Annotated in this window: 19 protein-coding genes; 9 read left to right on the top strand and 10 right to left on the bottom strand. The window is 72.7% G+C overall.

Annotated elements, in window-relative coordinates:
* Positions 1-264 precede the first annotated feature (264 nt).
* Entirely contained in the window at positions 265-1,713 is a 1,449-nt protein-coding gene (locus CCN39_RS33715) for a non-reducing end alpha-L-arabinofuranosidase family hydrolase (RefSeq protein WP_086848914.1), read from the top strand.
* 369 nt (positions 1,714-2,082) lie between these two features.
* Positions 2,083-3,078 (top strand): YVTN family beta-propeller repeat protein, encoded by a 996-nt coding sequence (locus tag CCN39_RS33710; protein WP_086848912.1) that lies wholly within the window; start codon positions 2,083-2,085, stop codon positions 3,076-3,078.
* Positions 3,079-3,085: 7 nt separating this feature from the next.
* Here CCN39_RS33710 and CCN39_RS33705 read toward each other — a convergent pair whose 3' ends face one another.
* Entirely contained in the window at positions 3,086-3,766 is a 681-nt protein-coding gene (locus CCN39_RS33705; protein ID WP_086848910.1) for a hypothetical protein, read from the bottom strand.
* The gene (locus CCN39_RS33700; RefSeq protein ID WP_086848908.1) at positions 3,763-5,037 is read right to left on the bottom strand and encodes a hypothetical protein; all 1,275 of its coding nucleotides are present in this window, start codon (positions 5,035-5,037) and stop codon (positions 3,763-3,765) included. The genes CCN39_RS33705 and CCN39_RS33700 overlap by 4 nt, the downstream gene beginning before the upstream one ends.
* Positions 5,038-5,176: 139 nt before the next feature.
* On the opposite strand from CCN39_RS33700, the gene CCN39_RS33695 reads away from it, so the two are divergent.
* Positions 5,177-6,013, top strand: a complete 837-nt coding sequence (locus CCN39_RS33695) for a leishmanolysin-related zinc metalloendopeptidase (RefSeq protein WP_086848906.1) — start codon at positions 5,177-5,179, stop codon at positions 6,011-6,013.
* 51 nt (positions 6,014-6,064) lie between these two features.
* Here CCN39_RS33695 and CCN39_RS33690 read toward each other — a convergent pair whose 3' ends face one another.
* The 4 genes from CCN39_RS33690 to CCN39_RS33675 all read right to left on the bottom strand — a co-directional run bounded on the left by CCN39_RS33690 (position 6,065) and on the right by CCN39_RS33675 (position 11,422).
* Positions 6,065-6,466, bottom strand: coding sequence for a DUF6294 family protein (locus CCN39_RS33690; RefSeq protein ID WP_086848904.1), 402 nt, complete (start codon positions 6,464-6,466; stop codon positions 6,065-6,067).
* A gap of 70 nt (positions 6,467-6,536) precedes the next feature.
* Positions 6,537-8,369, bottom strand: a complete 1,833-nt coding sequence (locus tag CCN39_RS33685) for a RiPP maturation radical SAM C-methyltransferase (protein ID WP_086848902.1) — start codon at positions 8,367-8,369, stop codon at positions 6,537-6,539.
* Entirely contained in the window at positions 8,366-8,629 is a 264-nt protein-coding gene (locus CCN39_RS33680) for a hypothetical protein (RefSeq protein ID WP_086848900.1), read from the bottom strand. The genes CCN39_RS33685 and CCN39_RS33680 overlap by 4 nt, the downstream gene beginning before the upstream one ends.
* A gap of 21 nt (positions 8,630-8,650) precedes the next feature.
* Positions 8,651-11,422, bottom strand: a complete 2,772-nt coding sequence (locus CCN39_RS33675) for an AfsR/SARP family transcriptional regulator (RefSeq protein ID WP_086848898.1) — start codon at positions 11,420-11,422, stop codon at positions 8,651-8,653.
* 135 nt (positions 11,423-11,557) lie between these two features.
* On the opposite strand from CCN39_RS33675, the gene CCN39_RS33670 reads away from it, so the two are divergent.
* Positions 11,558-12,163 (top strand): RNA polymerase sigma factor, encoded by a 606-nt coding sequence (locus tag CCN39_RS33670; RefSeq protein WP_086848896.1) that lies wholly within the window; start codon positions 11,558-11,560, stop codon positions 12,161-12,163.
* Positions 12,164-12,187: 24 nt separating this feature from the next.
* On the opposite strand, the gene CCN39_RS33665 is transcribed toward CCN39_RS33670, so the two are convergent.
* Together CCN39_RS33665 and CCN39_RS33660 are read right to left on the bottom strand one after the other, a co-directional pair.
* Positions 12,188-13,072, bottom strand: coding sequence for a hypothetical protein (locus tag CCN39_RS33665; protein ID WP_086848894.1), 885 nt, complete (start codon positions 13,070-13,072; stop codon positions 12,188-12,190).
* A gap of 1 nt (position 13,073) precedes the next feature.
* Positions 13,074-13,676 carry a hypothetical protein gene (locus CCN39_RS33660; RefSeq protein ID WP_086848892.1) on the bottom strand — a complete coding sequence of 201 codons (603 nt, stop codon included), beginning with the start codon at positions 13,674-13,676 and terminating at the stop codon, positions 13,074-13,076.
* Positions 13,677-13,952: 276 nt separating this feature from the next.
* Between CCN39_RS33660 and CCN39_RS33655 the strand changes: the two genes are divergently transcribed.
* The 5 genes from CCN39_RS33655 (at position 13,953) to CCN39_RS33635 (ending at position 20,496) form a co-directional block, all read left to right on the top strand.
* On the top strand, positions 13,953-15,257 hold the full coding sequence (locus CCN39_RS33655; protein ID WP_086848890.1) for a helix-turn-helix domain-containing protein: 1,305 nt from the start codon (positions 13,953-13,955) through the stop codon (positions 15,255-15,257).
* 149 nt (positions 15,258-15,406) lie between these two features.
* Positions 15,407-16,666 carry an MFS transporter gene (locus tag CCN39_RS33650; protein ID WP_167455257.1) on the top strand — a complete coding sequence of 420 codons (1,260 nt, stop codon included), beginning with the start codon at positions 15,407-15,409 and terminating at the stop codon, positions 16,664-16,666.
* Positions 16,663-17,988 carry an ATP-grasp domain-containing protein gene (locus CCN39_RS33645; RefSeq protein WP_086848888.1) on the top strand — a complete coding sequence of 442 codons (1,326 nt, stop codon included), beginning with the start codon at positions 16,663-16,665 and terminating at the stop codon, positions 17,986-17,988. The genes CCN39_RS33650 and CCN39_RS33645 overlap by 4 nt, the downstream gene beginning before the upstream one ends.
* Positions 17,985-19,250, top strand: coding sequence for an acyl-CoA dehydrogenase family protein (locus CCN39_RS33640; RefSeq protein ID WP_086848886.1), 1,266 nt, complete (start codon positions 17,985-17,987; stop codon positions 19,248-19,250). The genes CCN39_RS33645 and CCN39_RS33640 overlap by 4 nt, the downstream gene beginning before the upstream one ends.
* On the top strand, positions 19,243-20,496 hold the full coding sequence (locus CCN39_RS33635) for an ATP-grasp domain-containing protein (RefSeq protein ID WP_086848883.1): 1,254 nt from the start codon (positions 19,243-19,245) through the stop codon (positions 20,494-20,496). The genes CCN39_RS33640 and CCN39_RS33635 overlap by 8 nt, the downstream gene beginning before the upstream one ends.
* A gap of 66 nt (positions 20,497-20,562) precedes the next feature.
* On the opposite strand, the gene CCN39_RS33630 is transcribed toward CCN39_RS33635, so the two are convergent.
* Both CCN39_RS33630 and CCN39_RS33625 read right to left on the bottom strand, forming a co-directional pair.
* The gene (locus tag CCN39_RS33630) at positions 20,563-21,867 is read right to left on the bottom strand and encodes an FAD-dependent oxidoreductase (protein WP_086848881.1); all 1,305 of its coding nucleotides are present in this window, start codon (positions 21,865-21,867) and stop codon (positions 20,563-20,565) included.
* Positions 21,867-23,081 (bottom strand): NAD(P)/FAD-dependent oxidoreductase (locus CCN39_RS33625; RefSeq protein WP_341867720.1); only part of this gene is annotated, 1,215 nt, incomplete at its 5' end. The genes CCN39_RS33630 and CCN39_RS33625, both read right to left, overlap by 1 nt.

Raw genomic sequence — 23,081 nt, 5'->3', positions numbered from 1 at the left:
GACCAGGGGGCTCGAAAGTTTCGACAGCTCGCGACCCGTGTAAATTTCACCGCTCGTTTGTCCTTTGTGGACCAAGGGCACCGGCTCTGAGGAGGCAAAGCGTCCCGGCCCGGCCTCGGGGACGTGGCCCCCGCTGCGCGTGCATTGACAATTCCGCTCCCGGAAGTTCAGGCTTGCGCGACGCATGTTAGCGATAACAGTCTTGCTTGGACGCACACCGATCTGGCCGTCCAACGGCGGGTAGCTGACCGGGAGAAGATCGTCATGAACAGAAGGACTTTGAGCCGCAGGAGCCGGCACCTGATGGCTGTGCTCGCCGCCGCGGCGACGGTCGCGGTGACGGCGTTGTTCGGGGCCGGCGCGGCCCAGGCCGACGTCACCGGCGCCCTGCGCGGCGTCGGATCGGGCCGGTGCCTGGACGTCCAGAACGCCAACCAGGCCGACGGCACCTCGGTGCAGATCGCCGACTGCTCGGGCGGTGCGGGCCAGCAGTGGACCTCGACCGCCAGCGGGCAGCTGACCGTGTTCGGCAGCAAGTGCCTCGACGTGGCCGGCAGCGGGACCACCGCCGGCACCCGGGTGCAGATCTGGACCTGCCACGGCGGGGCCAACCAGCAGTGGCGGGTGAACACCGACGGCTCGGTCGTCGGCGTGCAGTCTGGGCTCTGCCTGGACGTCACCGGCGCCGGCACCGCCAACGGCACCGCGGTCGCGGTCTGGACCTGCCACGGCGGCACCAACCAGCAGTGGACGGGCCTGTCGGGCACGCCGACGACCACGACCACCACGACGACCGGCGGCAGCGGCTGCTCCCTGCCGTCGACCTACCGCTGGTCCTCCTCGGGTGCGCTGGCGCAGCCGAAGAACGGGTGGCTCTCGCTCAAGGACTTCACCAACGTCGTCTACAACGGCAAGCACCTCGTCTACGGGTCGACGGTGAACTCGTCCGGGTCCTACGGCTCGATGGCGTTCAGCCCCTTCACGAACTGGTCCGACATGGCCTCGGCCGGCCAGACCGGGATGAACTCCGGCACCGTCGCCCCGACGCTGTTCTACTTCGCGCCCAAGAACATCTGGGTGCTGGCCTACCAGTGGGGCCAGTGGCCGTTCATCTACCGCACCTCGAGCGACCCCACCAACCCCAACGGGTGGTCCGCGCCGCAGCCGCTGTTCACCGGCAGCATCTCCGGCTCCGGCACCGGCCCGATCGACCAGACCCTGATCGCCGACGGCTCGAACATGTACCTGTTCTTCGCCGGTGACAACGGCAAGATCTACCGGGCCAGCATGCCGATCGGGAACTTCCCGGGCAACTTCGGGTCGAACTACACGACGATCATGAGCGACACGCAGGCCAACCTCTTCGAAGCGGTCGAGGTCTACAAGGTCCAGGGCCAGAACCAGTACCTGATGATCGTCGAGGCGATGGGCTCGGGCGGCCGCTACTTCCGGTCGTTCACCTCGACCAGCCTGAGCGGTTCGTGGACCCCGCAGGCGGCCAGTGAAAGCCGGCCCTTCGCGGGCAAGGCCAACAGCGGTGCCGGCTGGACCAACGACATCAGTCACGGCGACCTGGTCCGCACCAACCCCGACCAGACCAAGACCATCGACCCCTGCAACCTCCAGTTCCTCTACCAGGGCAAGGACCCCGCAGCGGGCGGCGACTACAACCGCCTCCCGTGGCGGCCGGGCGTGCTGACGCTGCAGCGCTAGCACCCGACCACCCCGACGAGGAGCCCCAGCCGGTGACCGGCTGGGGCTCCTCGTCGTTTTTCGCGCACTGCGGGAAATCACCGGAAATCGCACCGGGCCCCGTTTGCCGTGACGTCTGTGCCACCCGGACGGGTTCAAAAGGTTTATGTGGCAAAAGCCGGTTCCCGAAGCCGGGTTCACTCGTCAAGGCGATCATGATCTTGTTCCGGTGGCCGGGGCGCCGAGCCGTCGGTTAGCGTGATGCCGGACCGGGAAACGGCGCGCCACAAGCGCTTCGCCGACCGGCTTCCCCGAAGGCGTCCGATCAGGAGATCCGAGGAGCCTTCATTTTCGAACCAGGCAGGGTTGGCTGCTGAACCGGAGAAGGTTATGTCATTCGGCAATGACGCGACGACGATTCCGCGCTCGCGGTGGCCCCGCGCCGGGCGGGCCGGCGGAGTACTGGCGGCGCTGCTGCTGGCCGCCGCCTCCGTCGGCCCGGCCGCGCACGCCTACCCCCCGCGGGTGCAGGTGTTCGTGGCCAACAGCGGGTCCGACAACGTCACCGTGTACGACACCCGGATGCAGGAGGTGGTCGCCACCGTCCGGGTCGGCCGGTCGCCGATCGGCGTCGGGGCGGCGCCCGGCGGGGACCGGGTCTACGTCACCAACGAGCTCTCCGGCACCGTATCGGTGATCGACGCCCGCACGTACTCCACCCTGGCCACCGTTCCGGTCGGCCTGCACCCCTTCGGGGTCGCGGTCGCCGGCTCGCGCGCCTACGTGACGAACTTCGGAGCCGACACGGTGTCGGTGATCGACACCGCGACGAACACCGTCGTGCGGCAGATCCCGGTCGGCCGGTTCCCGCACAGCCCGGCCGCCAGCCCGGACGGGCGCCGGGTGTACGTCACCAACAACGGCGCGGCCACCGTGTCGGTCATCGACACCGGGTCCGACCAGGTCGTGGCGACGCTGCCGGTGGGCCGCTTCCCGGCCGGGATCGCGACCAGCCCGGCCGGCGACCGCGTCTACGTGGCCGCGACCGGGGCGAACAGCGTCAACGCCATCAGCGCCGCCGGTCCGACGCTGATGACGACGCAGCCGGTCGGGGACGTGCCGATGGGGGTCGCGGTCACCCCGCGCGGCCAGGTCTACGTCGCCAACGCCGGCTCCGGCACGGTGTCGCTGCTCGGCCGGAACCCGCCGGTGACGATCCCGGTCCAGGACGAGCCCGAAGGCGTGGCCGCGGCCCCCGACACCAGCTACGTCTTCGTCACCAACTCGGCCTCGGGGTCGATGTCGGTGATCGACATCGCGACGAACACCGTCGTCGCGACCGTCCCGGTCGGCAGTGAACCGGAAGGCCTCGCCGTGACGTCCTGACCCCGGTTCACCTCGGGTGGCCGGACGACCGGGGTGCGTACGTCACGGTCGTCTTTTCGCGCAGGCAGGTCGCCACCGGAGCCGTCGGGGCGACCGTCAGCGTGACGACGTCGGGGCCGCACGCCGGCAGCGGCGGCGAAGCGTCGCCACCTCCCGAGGCGAATCCCACCACCGCGGCCACCGCACCCGCCGCCACCAGCACACCGGCGCCCGCCCACCCGAAGCCACGCACCGGCCGCACCGGCGCTCCCGGCGGCGAGACCCGCGGGCGGACCACCTCGGCGGCCGGGACGACGTCGATCGCGAACGGCTCCGAACGCTCCGCCCGGAAACCCTCTTCGCCGGCGAGGAACCGGCCGTACACCGTGAGCGCAACGGCCCGCGTCCGGGACAACGCGGCCGCGGTCGTCGCGGGGTTGCCGTCCGGGGACAGGAACCCGTGCAGCAGCACGAGCGGGCGGCCGTACTCGTCGCGCGGTTCGCCGCCGGACTCCACCTCGGTCACGGCGTGCTCGGCCCAGACCAGCACGCCGTGCGGTGTCGCCACGGCACGCGAAGGCACGTCGTCCAGCGGCGTCACCGTGGCCTCGAGGAAGCCGTGCTCCCGCAGGAAACCCGGCACCAGCAGCACCGAATAGCCCCGCCGCCGTCCGCGGGCGATCAGGAACGGCCACGCCCGGCCCGTCACCAGTCACCCCAGCGGTCGCCGCCGAGGCGGGAGACGGGCAGTTTCGCCTCGAGCACCGCGACCTGCCGCTGCAGCTCGCCGACCACGCGACGGCGAGCCTGGACGTAGTGCTCCGCCATCCGGTCGGCCTCGCCGAGCCGGGCCATCCGCGCACTCCGCCCGGCCGCGTCGTCCTGCGGGTGCATCGTGTCGAACAACAGCGTCAGGCCGGACTCGGCGACCAGGCCCGCCCCGATCGCCGACGCGAGCACCCGCGCGGCGTGCGCGGTGAAGTAGCTGCCGAGCGTCCGCAGCGCCTCGGCCGGGCCCATCCGCATCCGCCGTTGCGCGGCCGCGAGCAGCTCCGCGCGGGTCGCCCGGTCGAGGGCGAGTTCGGTCTGGCGCAGGATGTCCGGCACCACCACCGACAACGCGGCTTCGACGTTCCCGGGCCGGAACCGCCCGTCGGGCTTCTTCCGGACCGTGCCGCCGGAGAAGACGGCGAAGTCGTGCCCGACCGCGGTGACCGGGATCAGCCGCACGATCCGCCGGGCGCTGTGCACCTTGACCAGGTCGGCAAACCCCGGCGCCGCCATCAGCCGGTCGCGGACGATCCGCAGCCGCTCGTTCTCGTCCGGGTGCAGGTGGTCGAGCAGGTCCCACTTGGTGATGACGAAGACGATCGGGCTGCGCACCGGCAGCATCGCGTTGATCATCGCGTCGAGGGACGCCTCGAGCATCAGCGCACCACGCCGGTCACCCTGCTCGGCCTGCAGCAGCCGGAAGCCGTCGATGATGCCGACGAGCGCGTCCGCCCCGGCGATCGCCTGCAGCAGCGTCGCCTGCGCGGTCGAACCCGGCGCGTCCGGGTCGGTCAGCAGCTCGCCGGGGTATTCGAGGTAACCGAGCTTGACGACGGGCTCGGCCGCCCCGCCGACGTCGGTCATCACGCTGAACTCGAACTCGCGCAGTTCGCCGCGGGTCGTGCCGCGCGGCCACTCTTCGTGGACGTCGGCCGCCTTGCGGTACCAGCGGTTCAGCTCGATCAGCTGCTCGTGCGGCACCCGCAGGTAGAAGCCGCGGTCACCCGGGGTCTGCAGCCGGCGGTAGATCCCGGTCAGCAGCAGGGTCTTGCCCGAGCCCTGCAGCCCGAGCGTGACGATCCGGAACGCGGGGACCCCGCCGGGCGGCCCGGCCAGGATCGCCGCGGGACGGTGCACCCGACGGCGGCGGCGCACCAGCAGCAGCACGACCACCAGCGACAACGCGAGAACGATCAGCCCGAGGCTCACGGTTTGTCCCCTTCCCTCACCGAGACTGAGCCGCGAGCCGCCCCGGAAATACGCCGGGATCCACCGGTGTATCTGCCGGGCGCTTCCGGACTCTGACCGGCACAGCTCCACGACAGCTCGCACGGCGGAAGGAACGACCATGCCGGATCCGAAGACCTACCACGCCCGCGCCGACGCCGAACGCGCCCGGCTGCTGACGGGCACCACCTCGCCGTTCACCATCACCGTCCGGTTCGCCGGCGGGCTCACCCAGGTCCAGCAGGACGCCTTCGCCGCGGCCGCCGACCGGTGGGCGACGGTGATCGTCGGCGACCTGCCGGACGTCGTCTTCGACGGCGAGCCGATCGACGACGTGCTGATCGTCGCCAAGGGCGCCGACATCGACGGCGAGGGCCACATCCTCGGCCAGGCGCGCATCACCCACGTGCGGCCGGCCGGCCCCGAACCGTCGGCGCTGCTGCCGGTCCGTGGCGAGATGACGTTCGACAAGGCCGACCTGGCCAAGATGGAGGCCACCGGCATCCTCGGGGACGTGATCACCCACGAGATGGGGCACGTCCTCGGCGTCGGCTCGCTCTGGGGCGCCAAGGGCCTGCTGGTCGGCAAGGGCACCAGCGACCCGACGTTCTCCGGCCTGGCCGCGATGGCCGAGTACCACAAGCTGCTCGGTGGCGCGGGTGACCGGGAGCGGGTGCCGGTGGAGGACACCGGCGGCCCGGGAACCCGGGACGTGCACTGGCGGGACCGCACCTTCGGCAACGAGCTGATGACCGGCTTCGTCGGCCACGCGCCGAATCCGCTCAGCCGGGTCACCGTCGCCGCCCTCGGCGACCTCGGCTACCAGGTCGACATCGACGCGGCGGACCCCTACGAGCTGCCCGCCGGCCTCGCCCCGGCGGCCACGGGCATGGCGGTGCACGCCCTGGCGGTCACCCCGGTTCCGGTCGAGCTTTCCCGGCAGGACGTGCGCGGCTGACCGTTCGCGATCGTGGCCGGTTCCGCGGTGGCGGAACCGGCCACAGTGCTTTCAGCAGCTCGAATGCATCTTCAGGTGGACGATGTCGGCCCAGAGGCCGGTGTCGAAGGTCGCCCAGGCCCGGAACCGGTAGCGCTCGGCGCTGCTCGGCATGTTCTGCACGAACTTGCGCCAGTCGCCGCCGACCGGGTGCTCGGTGGCCAGCGAACCCAGGATCGCCTGGTTGGCGTCGAGCAGGTCGACGTGCCAGATCACCCAGGCGTCGCCGTCGTCCCCGCTGGTCACGGTGGCGTCGAAGGTGGCGGTCCCGTTGGGGAACAGGGTCCACTTGGCGCCGTCGAACATCGTGCAGTCCCCCTTCCGGATCACCCCCCAGGTGAATTCCCACGGCGTCCAGCCGGTGAGCCGTTTCGCTGAGGCGTTCGCCGCCTCCATGATGACCGACGGGTCCATGTCGAGTGCCTTTCCGCTCGTCCGGAGTGCTACCGCCGGACAGAGGCGCGGGGGAGGCGCTTGATACCGGTCACCGGCCGGGTGTCGCGGGCAGGGCCAGGGAGAGCGCGAGGTTCCCGTCGAGGAACATCAGCCCCCGTTCGCCGAACCGCCGGAAGGCGGCTTCGACCGCGGGAACCCCCACGGTGAGGCCGAGTTCGCGGTGCACGGCCGCGGCGGTGCGGGGTCGTTCCACACAGGCGAGGTAGAGATCGGCGAGGGTGTCGCGGAAGGTGTGGGTGCCGCGGCTGCCGGGGTGCCGGCCGTCGTAGATCTCCAGGAACCCCGGAGCGCTGCGGTAGACCAGCACCGGCGCCGGGTCCGCCGCCCAGGCCGCCGACCACGCCGAAACCGCGTCCCGCAGCGGCGTGTAGACCGCCGGCGGCAGCTCGTCCTCGGGTTCGTACCCGAAGAAGTACGCCACCCGGCGGACGTCCACAGTGGATGGATAGACCTGCCGGTAGCTGGGCTCGGGGTCCCGTGACCGCAGCGGGAACCGGCCGGGCTGGGTGAACAGCGGGCTGAACCGCTCCAGCCACAACCGGTCCGCGCCGGCCGGCGGCTGGAGGTGGGCCAGGTGCGGGACGACCGCGGCCTGCTCGGCGTACGCCTCGGCCGGCTCGCCCGGGAACCCCCAGAGGATGTTCCAGGCGACGGCGATGCCGTAGTACCGGGCCCAGCGCAGGAAGTTGACGTTCTGCGCGGCCCGGACCCCCTTGCCCATCAGCCGGAGCACCTCGGAGCTCAGCGACTCCAGGCCCGGCTGCAGCTGCGTGACGCCGGCCTGGGCGAGCAACTTCAGCTGGGCGCGGGACAGGTTCGCCTTGACCTCGTAGAAGAGCTGGTACTCCCGGCCGGCCTCGGCCAGGGCCGGCACCAGCGTCTTGAGGTAGGCGGGTTCCATGATGTTGTCGACCGCGTCGAACCGGAAGGTCCGGTACCGCCGGGCCTGCCGGTCCAGCTCGCCGAGCACCCGGGACGGCGACTTGGCGCGGAACCGCATGGTGGTGCCGTTGAGCCCGCAGAACGTGCAGTGGTGCTTGGCGCCCCACCAGCACCCGCGGGCCGACTCGAACGGCAGGGCGACGTGCCCGGTCGGCAGCCCGACCCGGCCGGCCCGTTCGAAGTACTCGTCGTAGTCCGGGACCGGCAGGTCGTCGAGCCGTTCGTGCGGCGCCTCGCCGGGAGTCGCGACGACCTCGTCGCCGACCCGCCGGGCGACGCCGGGGATCCCGCCCGGGTCCGTGCCGTTCGCCAGCGCGCCGAGCAGGCGCGGGAACGCGACGTCCCCTTCGCCGAGCACCGCGAAGTCGATGCAGTCGACGGACCTGACCAGTTCCAGCCCCATCTCCCCTTCGAAATTGGCCCCGCCGAACACGGTGACGACGCCGGGATCGCGGTCCTTGAGCCGGCGCGCCAGGGCGAAGGAGGCCACGTTCTGCTGGAAGGTGCAGCTGAAGCAGACGGTCCGGGCCCCGGCGAGCTCCTCGGCGACGGCGTCGAGGAAGGCGGGCACGTCCCGGTCCCGGACGGCCGCCAGCCACTCCGCAGCCGCCGCGGCCGAGTCGTCCAGGTAGGACAGTTCGGCGGCGAGCTCGGTGAGCAGCTTCCCGTCCGGGTCCGGCGCGCCGTCGCCGAACGCCGCGACGGAGAAGAGCCAGTCCCCGAGCTGCCGGCCGCGGTGGTCGGCCAGCCGCCGGTACCGGTCGACCCCGATCCGCACGGCGAAGTCGAGGTTCAGGTGCCGGGTGCGGACTCCGAACCCGTGCCGTTCCCCGATCGCCTTGAGCAGCCCGAGCTGGATGGACGGCCGGTCGGCGTCGAGGAACGGCATCGAGACGAGAACGGCAGGGGGCGTGGTCACGGCCGGGTTCCCGCTCTGATGGAGGAGGCCTTGATCAGCCGGGGCACCGCGACCACCGCTCCGCTGCCGGAGGAATACTGCTGGAGCAACGTCGCTTGCTCCGGCGTGAACGAGTCGACGAAGCCTTCTTCGAGCGCCTTCTCCTGCGCGGTCGCCGCCCAGGCGAGCCAGAATATGGCGGCCAGCAGCTCCTTCTGCGGCTCCGGCAGGTCCTCCGTGAGTTCTTTGATCTTCGGCCACAGGGTGGCGAATTCGGACATGGGGCTTCTCCTTTTCGGTGACTATCCACTGTGTACTTCTGCGATCCTCGTGCGTACCTCGTCGGCTTCCGGATGAGCGAGGTGCGCGAGGATGTCGTGGGCCCGCTGCCAGCCGGTGCGGGCGGACTCGACATCGCCCAGTTCCCGGCGGAGGTTCGCGAGATCGATGAGCACGCGCGCCTCCATCAGGAGGTTCCCGTTGCCGTCCACGAGTTCCAGCGCGTTCTCGTAGCAGGCGATCGCCTGGCTGTGGTCGCCGAGCTGCTGGTGGGCGCGGGCGATGCTGTGCCAGCTCTGGGCCGCGCCCATCCGGTCGCCGAGGAGCGCCTGCAGGTCGAGGGCCCGCCGGCAGTATTCGATGGCCGAGGCGTGCGCACCGGACAAGGTGTGGAACCAGCCGACCGCGTTGAGCGCCGTCGCCTGGCCCGCCTGGTGCCCGGCTGCGCCGAACAGCTCCAGAGCCCGCTCCGCGTGCCGAAGCGCGTCGGCGACGGCTCCCTGCTTGTCCAGCAGCCAGGCGAATTGCCGGTGGGTGTAGGCCTGTCCGATGGCGTCGTCACTCGCGCGGTACAAGCGCAGCGCGGCTCGTAGATCGCCCTCGGCTTCGGCGTGCCTGCCGAACCGGGCGTGCGTGACGCCCAGGTGCAGGTGCGCGAACGCCTGCTTGCGCTCGTCGCCGAGGCGACCTGCGGCGGCCAGCGCCTCGGTGAGCACTTCTCCTTCGTCGTGCCAATATCCTCGCCGCAACAGGAACCGCTGCATCGACCAGGCGAGCTCCCAGACCCGGACGTCGAACTCGGCACCCGCGTGCACGACCTGCAGCAGCACCCGGTGCTCGGCCTCGAACCACGCCAGCGCCCGGCGGTGGTCGGTGATCCGTTCGGGCTCGGCTCCCTGGGGGAGCGGGGTCAGCTCGGGTGGTACCTCCAGGCGGGGGTCGAGGAACCCGTCGGCGAGGTACGCGGTGTGGGCGTAGTGGCCGAGCATCCGGTGGACAGCCGCTTCGCGCCCGGCCGGGGACTCCTCCTCGTACGCCAGCTCCGCGGCGTAGGCGCGCAGCAGGTCGTGCAGCGTGTACCGACCGGGAGCGGGCTCGGCGATCAGGTGCGCGTTCGCCAGCTCGGTCAGCAGCACCCGGGTCCGCCCGGCGGGCAGGCCGGCCAGGCTCGCCGCCGCCGGCGCGGCGATGTCCGGGCCGGGGTGCAGGCCGAGGAGGCGGAACAGCCGGGCCGCCGCGGGGTCCAGGCGCAGGTACGACCAGGAGAACACCGCGCGGGGGTCGGTCGCCGGGTCGGTGGCGGCGAACTCGTCGAGGCCGTGCGCGTCCCGCAGCTGGCCGGCCAGCACCGCCAGCCCGAACCCGGGGTGGATCGCCGCGCGGGCCGCCACCACCGCGAGGGCCAGGGGCAGGTGGGCGCACAGGGCGATGATCTCGTCGGCCGCGGCGGGTTCGGCCGCGATCCGGTCCACGCCGATCCGCCCGCGCAGCAGCGCACGCGCCTCCGCGGTGTCCAGGAGATCGACGGCGAGCGGACGCGCGCCCGCCGTGACCAGACCGGTGAGCTGGTCGCGGCTGGTCACCAGCACCACGCTGCCCGGCGCACCCGGCAGCAGCGGACGCACCTGGCCGGCGTCCCGGGCGTTGTCCAGCACGACCAGGACGCGCCGGTTCGCCAGCAGCGTCCGGTACAGGCCGGCCTGGGCGTCCAGGGTGCGGGGGATCCGGTCGTCCGGGACGTCGAGGGCTTCGAGGAAGCCGCGCACGGCGTCGGCCGGGGCCACCGGTGACCCGGTCGGATCGAAGCCGCGCAGGTTCACGTACAGCTGGCCGCCGGGGAAGTCGCCGGCCGCCGCGTGCGCCCAGTGCAGCGCCAGCGCGGTCTTGCCGACCCCGGCGGTGCCCGACAGCACGACGATCCGCGGCGCGGGGGACAGCTCGCCCTTGATCTCGTCGAGGCGCCGCAACGCCCGTTCCCGGCCCGCGAACCCCGGCGTGTCCGGGGGCAGCTGCGCCGGGGTGACGGCGGGGGCGGCCCGCGGCCCGGGCGCCGGCTCGCCCCGCAGGAGCTCGCCGTGCAGCGCCCGCAGCTCGGCGCCGGGATCGGTGCCGAGCGCGTCGGCGAGCCGGGTCCGGACGGCGGCGTAGCGTTCGAGGGCCTCCGCATCGCGCCCCGCGGCGTGCAGCGCGCGCATGAGCAGCGCTTCGAGCGGTTCCGCGAGCGGGTACTCCGCCGCCAGCTCGGACAGCGCGTCCAGGACCGCGCCGGTCCGGCCGAGCCGCAGCTCCAGCTCACCCCAGGTCACCGCCGCGTCGAGCCGGCGGCGGTGCCAGGTCGTGCGGACCCGCTCGGCCCAGTCGCCGTGGAGGCCGGCCAGCGGCGCCCCCCGCCAGCCGCGCAGGGCCTCGGACAGCGCCGCGGCCCGGTCGGCGTCGGGGGCGCGAACGTCGTTCCCCTGCTCGACCAGGTGGGCGAACCGGTGCAGGTCGACGACACCCGGGTCGATTTCCAGCACGTAACCCGCGGTTTTCCGGGTGAGCCCGGCCGGGGTGCCGGTCAGTTCCGTCACCCGATCGAGGAGCCGGCGTATTCGGCTCAGGTGGGAATAGACCACATTGCGCGCTTCTCCCGGGGGATTTTCGCCCCAAACCCGGTCGATCAGCGTCTCGATCGGAACCGGGCGCCCGGCATCGACGGCCAATGCGGCGAGAACGGCCTGCCGGCGCGGTGTTCCGACGTCCAGCGGCTCGCCCGCGACGCGCAGCTGCACCTCCCCGAACAGCCGAAATTCCATGCGGCGGACTCCCCGTGCTCGACACGTCCGAACCGGCGACGTCGATGCTGCTCCCACCGCAAGGTCTCTGCAAGGTCGGCGTACAGGGCGTGGCGAAATCGTGAACCCGGGAACCGTCGAGTAGGAGGAGGGACCATGCGGGAAGAGTCGCCGGCCCGATTGCTGGAAAATGCGGCCCGAGGTGCGGAATGGGCTTGGCGGGAGCTGGTCGCCCGCTATTCTTCGCTGATCCACGCGGTGTGCCGGCAGCACCGGATCACCGGCGCGGACGCCCAGGACATCAGCGGCGCGGTGTGGCTGCGGCTGGTGGCGAACCTGGCGCAGATCCGCGAACCGGACGCGCTGCCCGGCTGGCTGCGCACCACCGCCCGGCACGAGTGCCTGCGGCTGCTGCGCCACCGCACCCGGCAGATCCCCACCGACGGCGCGATGTTCGCCGATCCGGAGGGCCCCGCGTCCGACGCCACGGTGATCGGAGCCGAACGCCTGGTCGCCGCCCGCGCGGCCTGCGCCCAGCTGTCCCGGCCGGACCGGGAGCTGCTGTCGCTGCTGTTCGACGACCCGCCGAGGTCCTACCGGGAAATCAGCGCGACGCTGGGAATCCCGATCGGCTCGATCGGCCCGACGCGCGCCCGGTGCCTGGCGCGGGTGCGCAACACTCCGGCGATCGTCGCGCTGGTGGCCGCCGAGCGGCCGGATTTTCCTGGGCACACTTCCCGGAGCGGGCGGGCCACCGCTTGATACCCGCGGAATGCGTTCCCGCGGTCACGGCGGCTGGTTCTGGAACTGGAACTGGACGCGCACCGAGCCGTCGAGCGGGACGATGATCGTCGCATTGCTCGCCGACCACTTGTCGGCGACCAGGAACATCCGGTCCTTGCCGTGGATCAGCAGCCGCAGGTTCCGGTACCGGTAGTGGAACGTCTGCCCGTCCGACGCCGGCAGTTTCGTTTCCTGGACGCCGGGACTGCGCAGGAACAGGCTTTCTTTCGTGTCGAGGATGACGCTGGGCAGCCGGCCGAGGCGATTCGCCTGGTCCATCGCCAGTCCCCGGCCGGACCACTGCGCCACGGTGGCGGTCATCCAGAACGCGCTGACCGCGACGACGAAAGAGACGAGCACCGTCGAAGTCCGGCGGAACGGCGTCGCCGGGACCGCGGGACGCAGGAGCCGGCCGAGGGCCGCCCCGGAGCCGGACAACGTGCCGCCCACCGCGATCAGCAGCGGGGTCACCAGTCCGTACCACCGCCAGTCGCGCAGGAACGGGTAGCCCAGGAGCAGCAGGAGACCACCCGTCAGGGCGACCAGCCCGGCGACCAGCGCGGCGCGGCCCAGCCGGCGCATCCGGCGGACCGTCCGGGCGGCGGCCCCGGGGTGGATCCGGCGCCGGACGGCCGCGTGCACCGCGACCGAGCCGGCGCCGGCCGCCGCGAACACCAGCAGCGGCGTCAGCAGGGGCTGCGGGCTGCGCATGATGTAGTCCTGCGTGCCCAGCCCGATCGTGTCGACGTCGACGCCGAAGTACTCGTACTGCGAACGCGCCGAGACGTAGCCGAAGTAGAACAGCAGCGCGCTGAGCAGCGTCAGCGGCGGGATGACGGCCTTGCCCGCCTCGACGAGCCGTTCCAGCCGGCCGGGTTCTTCCGCCACGTCAGCCGGTCGCGCTCGGCGAGGACTCCGGTTCGGTGGTCTCCTCCGGCTCGGGCAGGCCGATCGCCCCCGGGTTGATCCGGGCCGTCAGCTCCCGGCACGAGCTTTCCCGCCCGGGCGCGCAGGGGAAGCGGCCGGCGAACTTCAGCTGCGCGCCCCCGGCGGTCCCGGGCCCGGTGATCGTGACCGAGCATTGGCCGCCACCCGGGCGGAAGGTGTACGAGGCGCACCCGCGGAGCCCGCCGCAGCTGCCGCCGACGTGGAAGCCGTCCGGTGGATCGGCCCAGATCCGGGTGACCGTGACGCCGCCGTCCGGCAACGCGTCCGGCTGCAGCCAGCTCGCGGTCGCACACAGTTTCCCGGCCCCCGCGGGGTCGGCGTTCCCGCCGATCGGCAGTTCGGGGATCGAGATCGCGACCTCGTGGTCACCAGTCCGCGGCCGCTCCGGGCCGCTCGGTTCGGTGCCGGGGGTCGGCGGCGGGGATTCGGTCGTGGTGGCGTCCGGGCCGGTGCTGCTCGGCGCATCGGGGACGGCCGGGGTCGCGCAGCCGGCCACCCCGAGGGCCAGCAGCACGATCGCGCGGCGCGAACGGAACAGGTTCATCGTGTTTCCTCCTCGGCGTGCAGAGCCGCCGGGGAGCGCCGTGATACACCGTGCTGGCCGCGCGAAAGGCGTTGTCCCGGCCGGAATCGACGGCTGATCGCCGGGCGGTGGTGCCCACCGTAGTGCCGAGGACCGCTGCGGTGACCGGAAAAACGGCGTCGTTTCCTGCCATCCGGGTTACGCCGATCGGGCCATCCGCGACGGCCCGATTTCCCTTTGTATCTGTGGTAAAGCTCGTTGCCCCTTTAGCAATGAGCTCAGGCAGAGGGAGATGGCATGGGTCGGCCAGAACGCCCGCTGGACCTCACCGCCGGACCGATCGCCGCCTTCGCTCACGAACTGCGGGTGCTGCGGAGCCGGGCCGGGAACGCCAGCTACCGGGAACTCGCCCGGGCCGCGCACTTCGCGCCGTCCGTGCTGTCCAGTGCCGCCAGCGGCCGGCGGCTGCCCACCTTGGCCGTGACGCTGGCCTTCGTGTCCGCTTGCGGCGGGGACCGCGCCGCGTGGGAACGGCGCTGGCGGAGCATCGCCGGCCAGAAGGGGGAGGACGAACCACCGAAGTCGCGCACCAAGGCCGTCCGGCCGGCTCAACTACCACCCGGCTCGAGAACCTTCGTCGGCCGGCAACCGGAGCTGGCGGACGCGGCCGCGGCGAGCGGGCCGGGGAAGCCGCCGGTGCTCGTCACCGGGCCGATCGGCACCGGGAAAACCGTCTTCGCGTTGCGGCTGGCCGAGCAGGTCGCCGCGGACTTCCCGGACGGGCAGCTCTACGCCGACCTCGGCGACGGTGGAACGGGCACCCGCTCCACCGACGGCATCGTGCGGGGCTTCCTGCGCGCCCTCGGCGTACCGGCCCACCTCGTGCCCGAAGACCCGGCGCACCGGGTCGACCTGTACCGGTCGCTGCTGGCCGAACACCGCCTGTTCGTCCTGCTGACCGGCGCCGGCACCGAGGCGCAGGTGCGCCCGCTGCTCGGCCGGACGGCACACAGCCAGGTCGTGGTGACCAGCCGCGCCCGGCTGCCGGCCCTGGAGGACGCGCACCGGGTCGAACTGACCGCCTTCGCCCGTGCGGAATCGCTGGCGTTGCTCGGGAAGATCGCCGGCGAACAGCGGATCCGCGCGGAGCACGCCGCCGCGGACGCGATCGCCGCACGGTGCGGGGATCTGCCGCTGGCCGTCAGCATCATCGGGCGCAAGATCGCGGCGCGGCCGGAATGGCCGATCGCCGCGATGGCCGGCCGGCTTTCCGGCCGCGAACGGCTGCTGGACAGCCTCAGCGTCGGGGACGTCAACGTCCGCGACCGGTTCGCCGCGGCGTACGAAAGCCTCCCCGCCGCGGGACGGGCGGCCGTCCACCACTTCGGGACGAACGGCGCGGCCTGGACGACACCGGCGCGCATCGCCGCGGCGATGGGGGTCGTCGTCGAGACCGCCGACGAGCTCCTGGAGTCCATTGTGGATGCCGGGCTCCTCCGGCGTGCGGACGTCGCCGGGCGCTACGCGATCCCCGAGCTGGTCAAGATTTTCGCCGCGCAGCGGCCGCCGGTGCCGGCGAGATTCCCGGGGCGGCGGGAATAGTTCCCCTACCCCCGGGGAACCGGCCGAACCTAGCCTTCGTGCATCGGGCCGGCGGCGCTCACCGTCCGTTGTGGACACACGTGCCCCGCCGGCCGTCGCGAGTTCGTGACCACGGAGGTGACTGTGCGACCGACCAAGGAAGTGGCCGGGTGACCGGCAGTACGCGGACCGGCGTCTTCGCGGTGCTGCGGGCGACCCCCGCCCCGGTCCGGTACCTGCTGGCCGGCATGCTGGTCAACCAGCTGGGCGCGTTCGTCCAGACGTTCCTGGTGCTGTACCTGACGTTCCGGGGCAGCTCGCCCGGCTTCGCCGGCGTCTGCCTCGCCGCCTACAGCGTGGGCGCGATCTTCGGCGCCATGCTGGGCGGCGAGCTGACCCACCGGTTCGGCGGCCGGACGACGATCGTGGGCGTGATGACGTGCGCGGCGCCGCTCGTCGCGTCGATCCCGCTGGTCCGGGGCGTGCCCGCGGCCCTGCTCGCGGTGGTCGCGCTGTCCGGGCTGGCCATCCAGGCCTACCGGCCGGCGGCGGCGGTGCTGCTCGCCGAGTCGATGCCGGAAGAGCACAAGGTCATGGGCTTCTCGATGATGCGCATCGCGCTGAACATCGGCGCCGCCGTGGCGCCGCTGCTGGCGGCCGTGCTCATCCTGGTGAACTGGGACCTGCTGTTCTGGCTGGACGGCGCGACCGCGGCGGCGTGGGCCCTGCTGGCGTTCGCCTTGCTGCCGCGGCGCACGGGGGATCGGCAGCGGACCGAGCCCGGCAGCGGTCCCGCGAGGGCCACCAGCGCTCGGGCGGTGTACCGGACGATGCTCCGCGACACCCGGTTCCTCTGCTACCTGGTGGCCGGCGTGTTCGGCATGATGATCTACGCCGGATCGGTCGCGGTGCTGCCGCTGAACATCGTCTCCGCCGGCTACCCGGTCGGGCTGTACAGCACGGTGCTGGTGATCTCCTCGGTCGTGCTGATCACCTGTGAACTGAAGATCACCACCTACATCGTCCGCATCCCGAAGTACCTCGCCGGGCTGACCGGAAACCTGGTCAGCGGGCTCGGGTTCACCCTCTACGGGCTGATCGCCCAGCACCCGTTCTTCGTGCTCGCCGGCGCGCTCTTCGCGGTGTCCGGGCTGATGATCCACGGACCGAGCACGGCCGCGCACCCGGCCACCTTCCCGGCCGAGGTCCGCAGCCGCTACATCGCGACGAAGGAGACGCTGTCCGGCCTGGCCGCGACGATCGGGCCGGTGCTGGGGCTGTTCGTCTGGAGCCGGTACGGCGGCCCGGTGTTCTGGGGCTGCTGCGCGCTGTTGTCCGTCGTCGCCGGCTCGATGCACATCTACGGTCTCCGGACGCCCCCGGCGCCGGCGCCCGTTCCCGAACCGGAAGCCGTGGGAGAGCGAGCATGAAGGAACCCCAGAGTGTGCTGCTGGTCATCGGCAGCGGGCTGCGGACCTACCGCGAATACCTGGTCGCGTCGATCCACCGGTGCGCCCGCCGGGCCGGGCTCGGGCTGGTGCTGCTGAACAACCTCAAGCCGACCTGGCAGCGCCGCTACTTCGACGACATCGTCCACGTCGACGTGTTCGACGCCGACGAGATGCTCGCCGCCGCCCGCGCGGTCGCCGGACGGCACCACGTCGTCGGCCTGATGTGCTGGGACGAACCCGTCGTGCTCGCCGCGGGCGAGCTCGCCGCCGAACTCGGCGTGCCCGGTCTGAGCGTTGCCGGGGTCCGCGGCTGCCGGGACAAGAACCGCACCCGGACCGTGCTGACCGCCGAAGGGCTGCCGCAGCCGGGGTACGCCCTGACCACCGGCCTCGACGAGGCGCGTGCGGCCGCCGCCCGGATCGGCTACCCGGTGGTGCTCAAGCCGCGGGCGATGGGCGCGAGCATCGGCGTGGTGTCCGCCCGCGACGAGTCCGAGCTGGACGCCGCGTTCGCGGTCGCGATGGGGGCGGCCACGGTCGACCAGAGCCGCTACGGCGGGGCCGCGATCGTGGAGGGCTTCGTCCGCGGGCCGGAGATCAGCGTCGACGCCGCCGTGCACAAGGGCGAATACCTGCCGATGTTCGTCGCCCGCAAGCAAACCGGCGACCAGCCGTACTTCGAAGAGGTCGGCCACGTCGTCGACGCCCGCGACCCGCTGCTGCACGACGCGGAGCTGCTGGACGTGCTGGTGCGGGCGCACCGCGCGCTCGGCGTCGAAGACGGCATCACCCACACCGAGGTCCGGCTGACCGACCGCGGCCCGGTGATCATCGAGGTCAACGGTCGGCTCGGCGGCGACCTGATCCCGTTCCTCGGCAAGGCGGCCACCGGCATCGACCCCGGCGAGGTCCTGTTCGCCGTCACCACCGGGACCCGGCCGGTCATCAGCCCGGCCCGGCACGCGGTCGCCGGCATCCGGTTCGGCTACCCGGAGCACGACTGCCTGGTCCGGGAAATCACCGTCCCCGCCGATTCCGAGCAGGTGCCCGGGCTGGTCCTCGCGGCGCCGATGACCGCACCCGGCACCACCCTGCGGCTGCCACCCGGCGGCTACCTCGCCCGCCACTCGTTCGTGGTGTGCGAGGCCGACGACCCCGAAACCTGCGGCCGGCGACTGGACACGGCCGCCGCCGCGGTGCGGGTCGACGCCGTCCCGGTCGGCCCACCGGAACCCGGTACCGCGTTCGAAATGCCCGCCGGGCTGCTCGACGTCGACGAACACGAGGGAGTTTCCGCATGACCATGACCGAGCCCGCCCGCACCGACGTGCCGCTGACCGGCGCGCAGATCCTCGCGAACGCGAAGGCGCTCGCGCCGGTCCTGCGCGAACGGGCCGCGGAGATCGAGGCGAACCGGAGCCTCCCCGAGGACGTCGTGCAGCTGCTGCGCGACGCCGGTGTCTTCCGGATCGGGTTCAGCCGGGCCTGGGGCGGCCCCGAGATGACGTCGATGGAGCAGACCGAGGTGATCGAGGCGCTGTCCTACGGCGACGCCTCCGTCGGCTGGTGCGCCAAGCTCGGTTCGGACATCGGCCTGCACGCGAACTTCCTCGACCAGGACGAGGCCCGCCGGATGTTCACCAGCATCGACATGCACTCGGCGGGGGTGCTCCCGGTGACCGGGCACGCCGAACGCGTTCCCGGCGGCTACCGGCTCACCGGCCGGTGGGGGTTCGGCAGCGGCTCGACGCACGCCGACTGGGTGGCCTCGGGCGCGATGGTGTTCGAGAACGGTGAGCCCTACGCCAGCCCGGACGGCAGCAACCCGCACGAGTCACGCCTGTTCATGGTGCCGGGGGACCAGATCCGCTCGCTCGACAACTGGTACACCCTCGGCCTGTGCGGCTCCGGCAGCAGCGACTACACGATCACGGACGTGTTCGTGCCGGAGAACCACACGCTGACGTTCGACAACCCGAAGGTCCCGAACGGGCCGCTGGTGCAGCCGGACGTGATCCAGCGCAGCATGTGCGGGGCCCCGCTCGGGGTCGCGCGGGCCGCGCTGGACTACGTCCGCGGTCTCACCATCGAGCGGGTCGACATGCTGAAGGGCTCGCCGTGGCGGATGAGCGGCGTCGCCTGGAAGGACAACGAGCACATCCAGATCACCCTCGCCGAGTGCGAGGCCGACTACAGCACGACCCGGGCCGGCGTGTACCGCGCCCTGGAACGGCAGTGGGAGGTCACCGCGGACGGCACCGGCACGCTGGACGACCTGACGCCCGACGAGCGGGTCGCGCCGGCGCTGACCGGCTGGCAGGCGTTCCAGATGGCCAAGCGGGTCGTGCTGCGGCTGTGCGACCTGCTCGGCACCGCGGCGATCCGGTCCGGTGACCCGATGAACCGGTGGCTCCGGGACGCGGTGACCATGGCCATGCACCCGACCGCGCGCGACCGCGTCACCCAGACCGTCGGGGCGCACCTGGTCGGTGCCCGGCCCTCCATGCGGTTCATGCTCGGCATCGTGGACAAGCCCAAGACGGAGTCCGAAGCCGATGCGTGAGCGGCCCGTCGTGGTCGTCGGGTTCGTGACGCCGGTGCTGATGGCCCTGACCGGCGCCGAACCCGACGGCTCGGTCGTCCTCGTCGAAGAGCCGGACGTGATCCGCAAGCGGGACCTGCGCGCGCGACTGGCCGGGTCCGCCCTGGTCCGGGAACTGGTCGGGTGGGAGTACACCCGGCTCGGCTCGGCCGACGAGTTCCACGCCGCCCACCCGGACCTGGACCCGGTCGCGGTGATCCCGCTGATCGAGTACGCCACGCCGTTCGCCGCCCGGCTCGCCGAACGCTACGGCCTGCCGGGCGCGAGCCTCGGCGCCGCGCTCGTCCTGCGGGACAAGGCCGTGCTGCGCCGGGTCAGCGCGGCGGCCGGGCTGGCCAACCCGGAGAGCGCCACCGTGACCGGCCCCGTGGACGTGCTCGAGTTCATGCGCGCCTGCCCCGGCCCGGTGGTGCTCAAGCCCGCGAACCGGCAGGCCGCCGTGGGCACCCGGATCGTGCACGACCCGGACGAGGTCGACCGGGCCTGGGCGGACTGCGTCGAGCAGGACGAGGGCGTCTTCGTCCCGGACCGGCCGATGGAACTGCGGATGCTGGCCGAGCGGTACGTGCCCGGCGCCGAGTACAGCGTCGAGATGCTCGTGCGCGGCGGGCGGCAGTTGTTCGCCAACGTCACGGGCAAGCAGCTCTACCCGGGTCCGCGGCCGGTGGAACTGGCCCACATCGTGCCGGCCGACATCCCCGGCGAGCTCACCGAAATCCTCACGGACGTCACCCGCCGGGTCGTCGCGGCCACCGGGTTCGGCGACGGGATCGTGCACTGCGAGTGGATCGTGGGCGACGACGGCGTGCCGTACCTGGTGGAGTGCGCGGGCCGGATCGCCGGCGACGGCATCATGGAGATCATCGACCGCGCCTATTCGATCGAGCTGCTGCGTGCGTACTTCGCCGTGATGCGCGGCGAGCACCCGCCTCCGCTGCCCACCCGGGCGACCGGTGGCGCGGCGGTGCGGTTCGTCACCATGGAGCCCGGCGTGATCGACGCCGTGGCGGGCCTGGACCAGGCCCGCCGGGTGGAGGGCGTGTTCCTCGTCGACCTCCAGGTCGGCCCCGGGCACCGGTTCGCCGGCCTGCGCAGTTCGTGGGACCGCGCGGGCCTGGTCATGGCCCAGGCGGACGGCCCGGCCGAGGCGCTGCAGCGTGCTGAGAAGGGCGCCGGCCTCGTGCGGATCGAGGTCCGTCCCGGGTAAGGGCGTCCCCGCACGGGAAAGAGGCCTTCGCCGGACCATCGGCGAAGGCCTCTTTCCGTCGGCGGGTCAGCGGCGGAGCCGCCGGCCCGCGGCGAGGGCAGCGGCCGAGAGGGCGGTCGCACCGAGGAACGTCAGCAGCCGGTGCTGGCGGGTCGCCCGGTGCTGGGCCTGCCGGTAGGGGATGGTGGTGTTGGTGACCATGGCGTGCAGCGGCATCCAGCGGTGGCGCAGCACCTTCTCCAGGAGGGTGTCGCAGGCTCGCTCCAGGCGGACCGCCGGGGATCGCACGGTGTCGCGCAGCTCGGCGAAGTTGCGGTGCGACATGGTGGCGAGGGCGTCGGTGTTGGGCTTGCGGCGGGCGTAGTACCGGGCGAGCGCCGCCGCCGGGTCGGCGGGGTGGACGGCCAGGCTGTCGGTCAGCTCGAGCGCGTCCTCGAAGGCCGAGTTCATGCCCTGGGCCAGGAACGGGTAGACGGCGTGGCAGGCGTCGCCGATCAGCGCCACCTTCCCTTCGTAGGTCCACGGGGCGGTGCTGACGGTGACGAGGTTGAAGGTGGGCCGGCGCAGGAACGCTTCGCCGAGGTCGGGGACCAGCGCCAGGACGTCGGGGAATTCCCGGCGGAACAAGGATTCCACGTCCGACGGCGTCCGCAGCGAGTCGAAACCGGCGGGGCCGTGGAACGGGAGGACGCAGGAACAGGTGAAGGACCCGTCGCGGTTGGGGTGGGCGAACATCATGGTGTCGCCGCGGGGCCACAGGTGGAAGACGTCGTCGGCCATCCGGTGGGTGCCGTCGGCGGCGGCCGGGATGTGGAGCTCGCGCCAGCCCCATTCGAGGTAGCTCTGCGAGAACTCCGCGCGCAGCTCGTGGTGCATGAACCGGCGGACGGCCGAGAACGCGCCGTCCGCGCCCACCACGACGTCCGATTCGACCGTGTAGGTCCGTCCGTCCGGAGCCTCGAAGGTCGCCGACGGCAGGTCGCGGTCCACGCCGGTGCACCGCGTGTCGAACACGAACCGCACGCCGGGTTCCCGGAGGGCCGCGTCGACCAGCAGCGCGCTGAGGTCCTGGCGCTGGATGGCGAGGATGCCGCCGTCGCCGTAGGAGGAGAAGCGCAGGCTGGCGTCGGTGTTGTGCAGCAGGCGCCCGCGCATGGGCACGACGAACCGCTTCACCTCGCCCGACAACCCCAGGCGGTCCAGCGCCGCCAGGCCGCGCCGGGACAGGCCCAGGTTCATGGACGTCGCCGCGACGGTGGTCCCGCGCGGGTCCGGCCGGCGGTCGTACACCGTCACGACGTGTCCCTGCCGGCCCAGCGAGAGCGCGAGGAACGCACCGGCCATGCCGGCACCCACGATCGTGAACTCCACTACGCACACTCCTTGTCGGTCACTCTGGTGACGGCGCCGAGGATTTCCCGGGCGACGAGCGGGGCGGCGCCGAAACCGGAGCCGCCGCAAGCGGACCGGGCCCACACCGAGGGGTGAATCCGGGCGAGGACGGGCCCACCGGTGACGGCGTCGGCCGCGTAGTGGCAGTCCCGCACCGCGACCACGGCGTAGTCCTCGGCTCCGGCGAGGATGGGCTCGGAGAGCAGCCGGCCGGCCCACGGTCCGCGGTCGGGGTCCGCGGTGGTGGTGACTTCCCGGCACACCGCGTCCGAACTGATCTTGAGCAGGGTCCCGCCCCCGGGCGGCAGCAGCCAGGCCCGCCGGTCGCCCCCGATCCGGCCGACCCCGGGCGCCGACGCCCACCAGCCGGCCAGGTGCGGCGGCGGGCGCAGGTAGGCCATGGTCTGCCGGTGCAGCACGACGGGCGGCCCGGCGAGGCCGCTGGTCCACGGCCCACCGGCGAGCAGCACCGCGTCCGCGCCGACCTCCTCGCCGGAGGCCAAGACCAGGAGGTGGTCTTGGACTCCGGCGACGGCGCACCTCGGCCGCAGGGTCACTTCGGGGTGCGCGGCGAGCCAGCCGACGGCCGCCCGGAGGAACCGGTCGGCCAGCAGCACGGCGCCGCCGGGGTCGAACACCCCGCCGGTCCCGTCGGGGAACAGGACGGGCGGCAGGGTGTCCGGTGCGACCGCGGTGGCGGGCACCCCGGCCTGGCGAGCGGTGTCGAAGGCCCGCTCGAGTTCGTCCGGGGTGCCGGCGGTGACCACGCCGACGGGCCGGACGAAGCCGGCCCCCAGCAGTGCTTCCAGGTCCGCCCAGCGGCGGCGGGCTTCAGCCATCCGGGCGGTGCCGTCGACGTCGTCCGGGCGCAGGACCCGCAGGGCCCGGTGCTGGTCGGACGAGGTGGACGCGGGGTTGGGGATGGGCCCGCGGTCGAGGACGACGACCCGGTGCCCGGCCCGCGCGCACCCGATCGCGGTGACGAGGCCGGTGACCCCGGCCCCGGCGACGGCGACCGTGGCCATCAGCGCGCAACCGCCCCGGCCGGCCCGCCCGGCTCGGTCGAGGTGCGCGCTCGGGCCACCCCAGCCGGTCCGGTGGCGGTGGCTGGCCCGGTGGCGGTGGCTGGCCCGGTGGCGGTGGCTGGCCCGGTCGCGGTGGCTGGCCCGGTCGCGCCGGCCGGCCCGGTCGCG

Source organism: Amycolatopsis kentuckyensis (genome assembly GCF_002155975.1).
In the GTDB taxonomy this organism is placed as follows: Bacteria; Actinomycetota; Actinomycetes; order Mycobacteriales; family Pseudonocardiaceae; genus Amycolatopsis; species Amycolatopsis kentuckyensis.
This window is presented reverse-complemented; position numbering and strand designations above follow the sequence as displayed.

Coding starts and splice junctions, on each gene's coding strand:
- CCN39_RS33715 (WP_086848914.1), top strand. CDS start 265: ATGAACAGAAGGACTTTGAGCCGCAGGAGCCGGCACCTGATGGCTGTG.
- CCN39_RS33710 (WP_086848912.1), top strand. CDS start 2,083: ATGTCATTCGGCAATGACGCGACGACGATTCCGCGCTCGCGGTGGCCC.
- CCN39_RS33695 (WP_086848906.1), top strand. CDS start 5,177: ATGCCGGATCCGAAGACCTACCACGCCCGCGCCGACGCCGAACGCGCC.
- CCN39_RS33690 (WP_086848904.1), bottom strand. CDS start 6,466: ATGGACCCGTCGGTCATCATGGAGGCGGCGAACGCCTCAGCGAAACGG.
- CCN39_RS33680 (WP_086848900.1), bottom strand. CDS start 8,629: ATGTCCGAATTCGCCACCCTGTGGCCGAAGATCAAAGAACTCACGGAG.
- CCN39_RS33675 (WP_086848898.1), bottom strand. CDS start 11,422: ATGGAATTTCGGCTGTTCGGGGAGGTGCAGCTGCGCGTCGCGGGCGAG.
- CCN39_RS33670 (WP_086848896.1), top strand. CDS start 11,558: ATGCGGGAAGAGTCGCCGGCCCGATTGCTGGAAAATGCGGCCCGAGGT.
- CCN39_RS33660 (WP_086848892.1), bottom strand. CDS start 13,676: ATGAACCTGTTCCGTTCGCGCCGCGCGATCGTGCTGCTGGCCCTCGGG.
- CCN39_RS33655 (WP_086848890.1), top strand. CDS start 13,953: ATGGGTCGGCCAGAACGCCCGCTGGACCTCACCGCCGGACCGATCGCC.
- CCN39_RS33645 (WP_086848888.1), top strand. CDS start 16,663: ATGAAGGAACCCCAGAGTGTGCTGCTGGTCATCGGCAGCGGGCTGCGG.
- CCN39_RS33640 (WP_086848886.1), top strand. CDS start 17,985: ATGACCATGACCGAGCCCGCCCGCACCGACGTGCCGCTGACCGGCGCG.
- CCN39_RS33635 (WP_086848883.1), top strand. CDS start 19,243: ATGCGTGAGCGGCCCGTCGTGGTCGTCGGGTTCGTGACGCCGGTGCTG.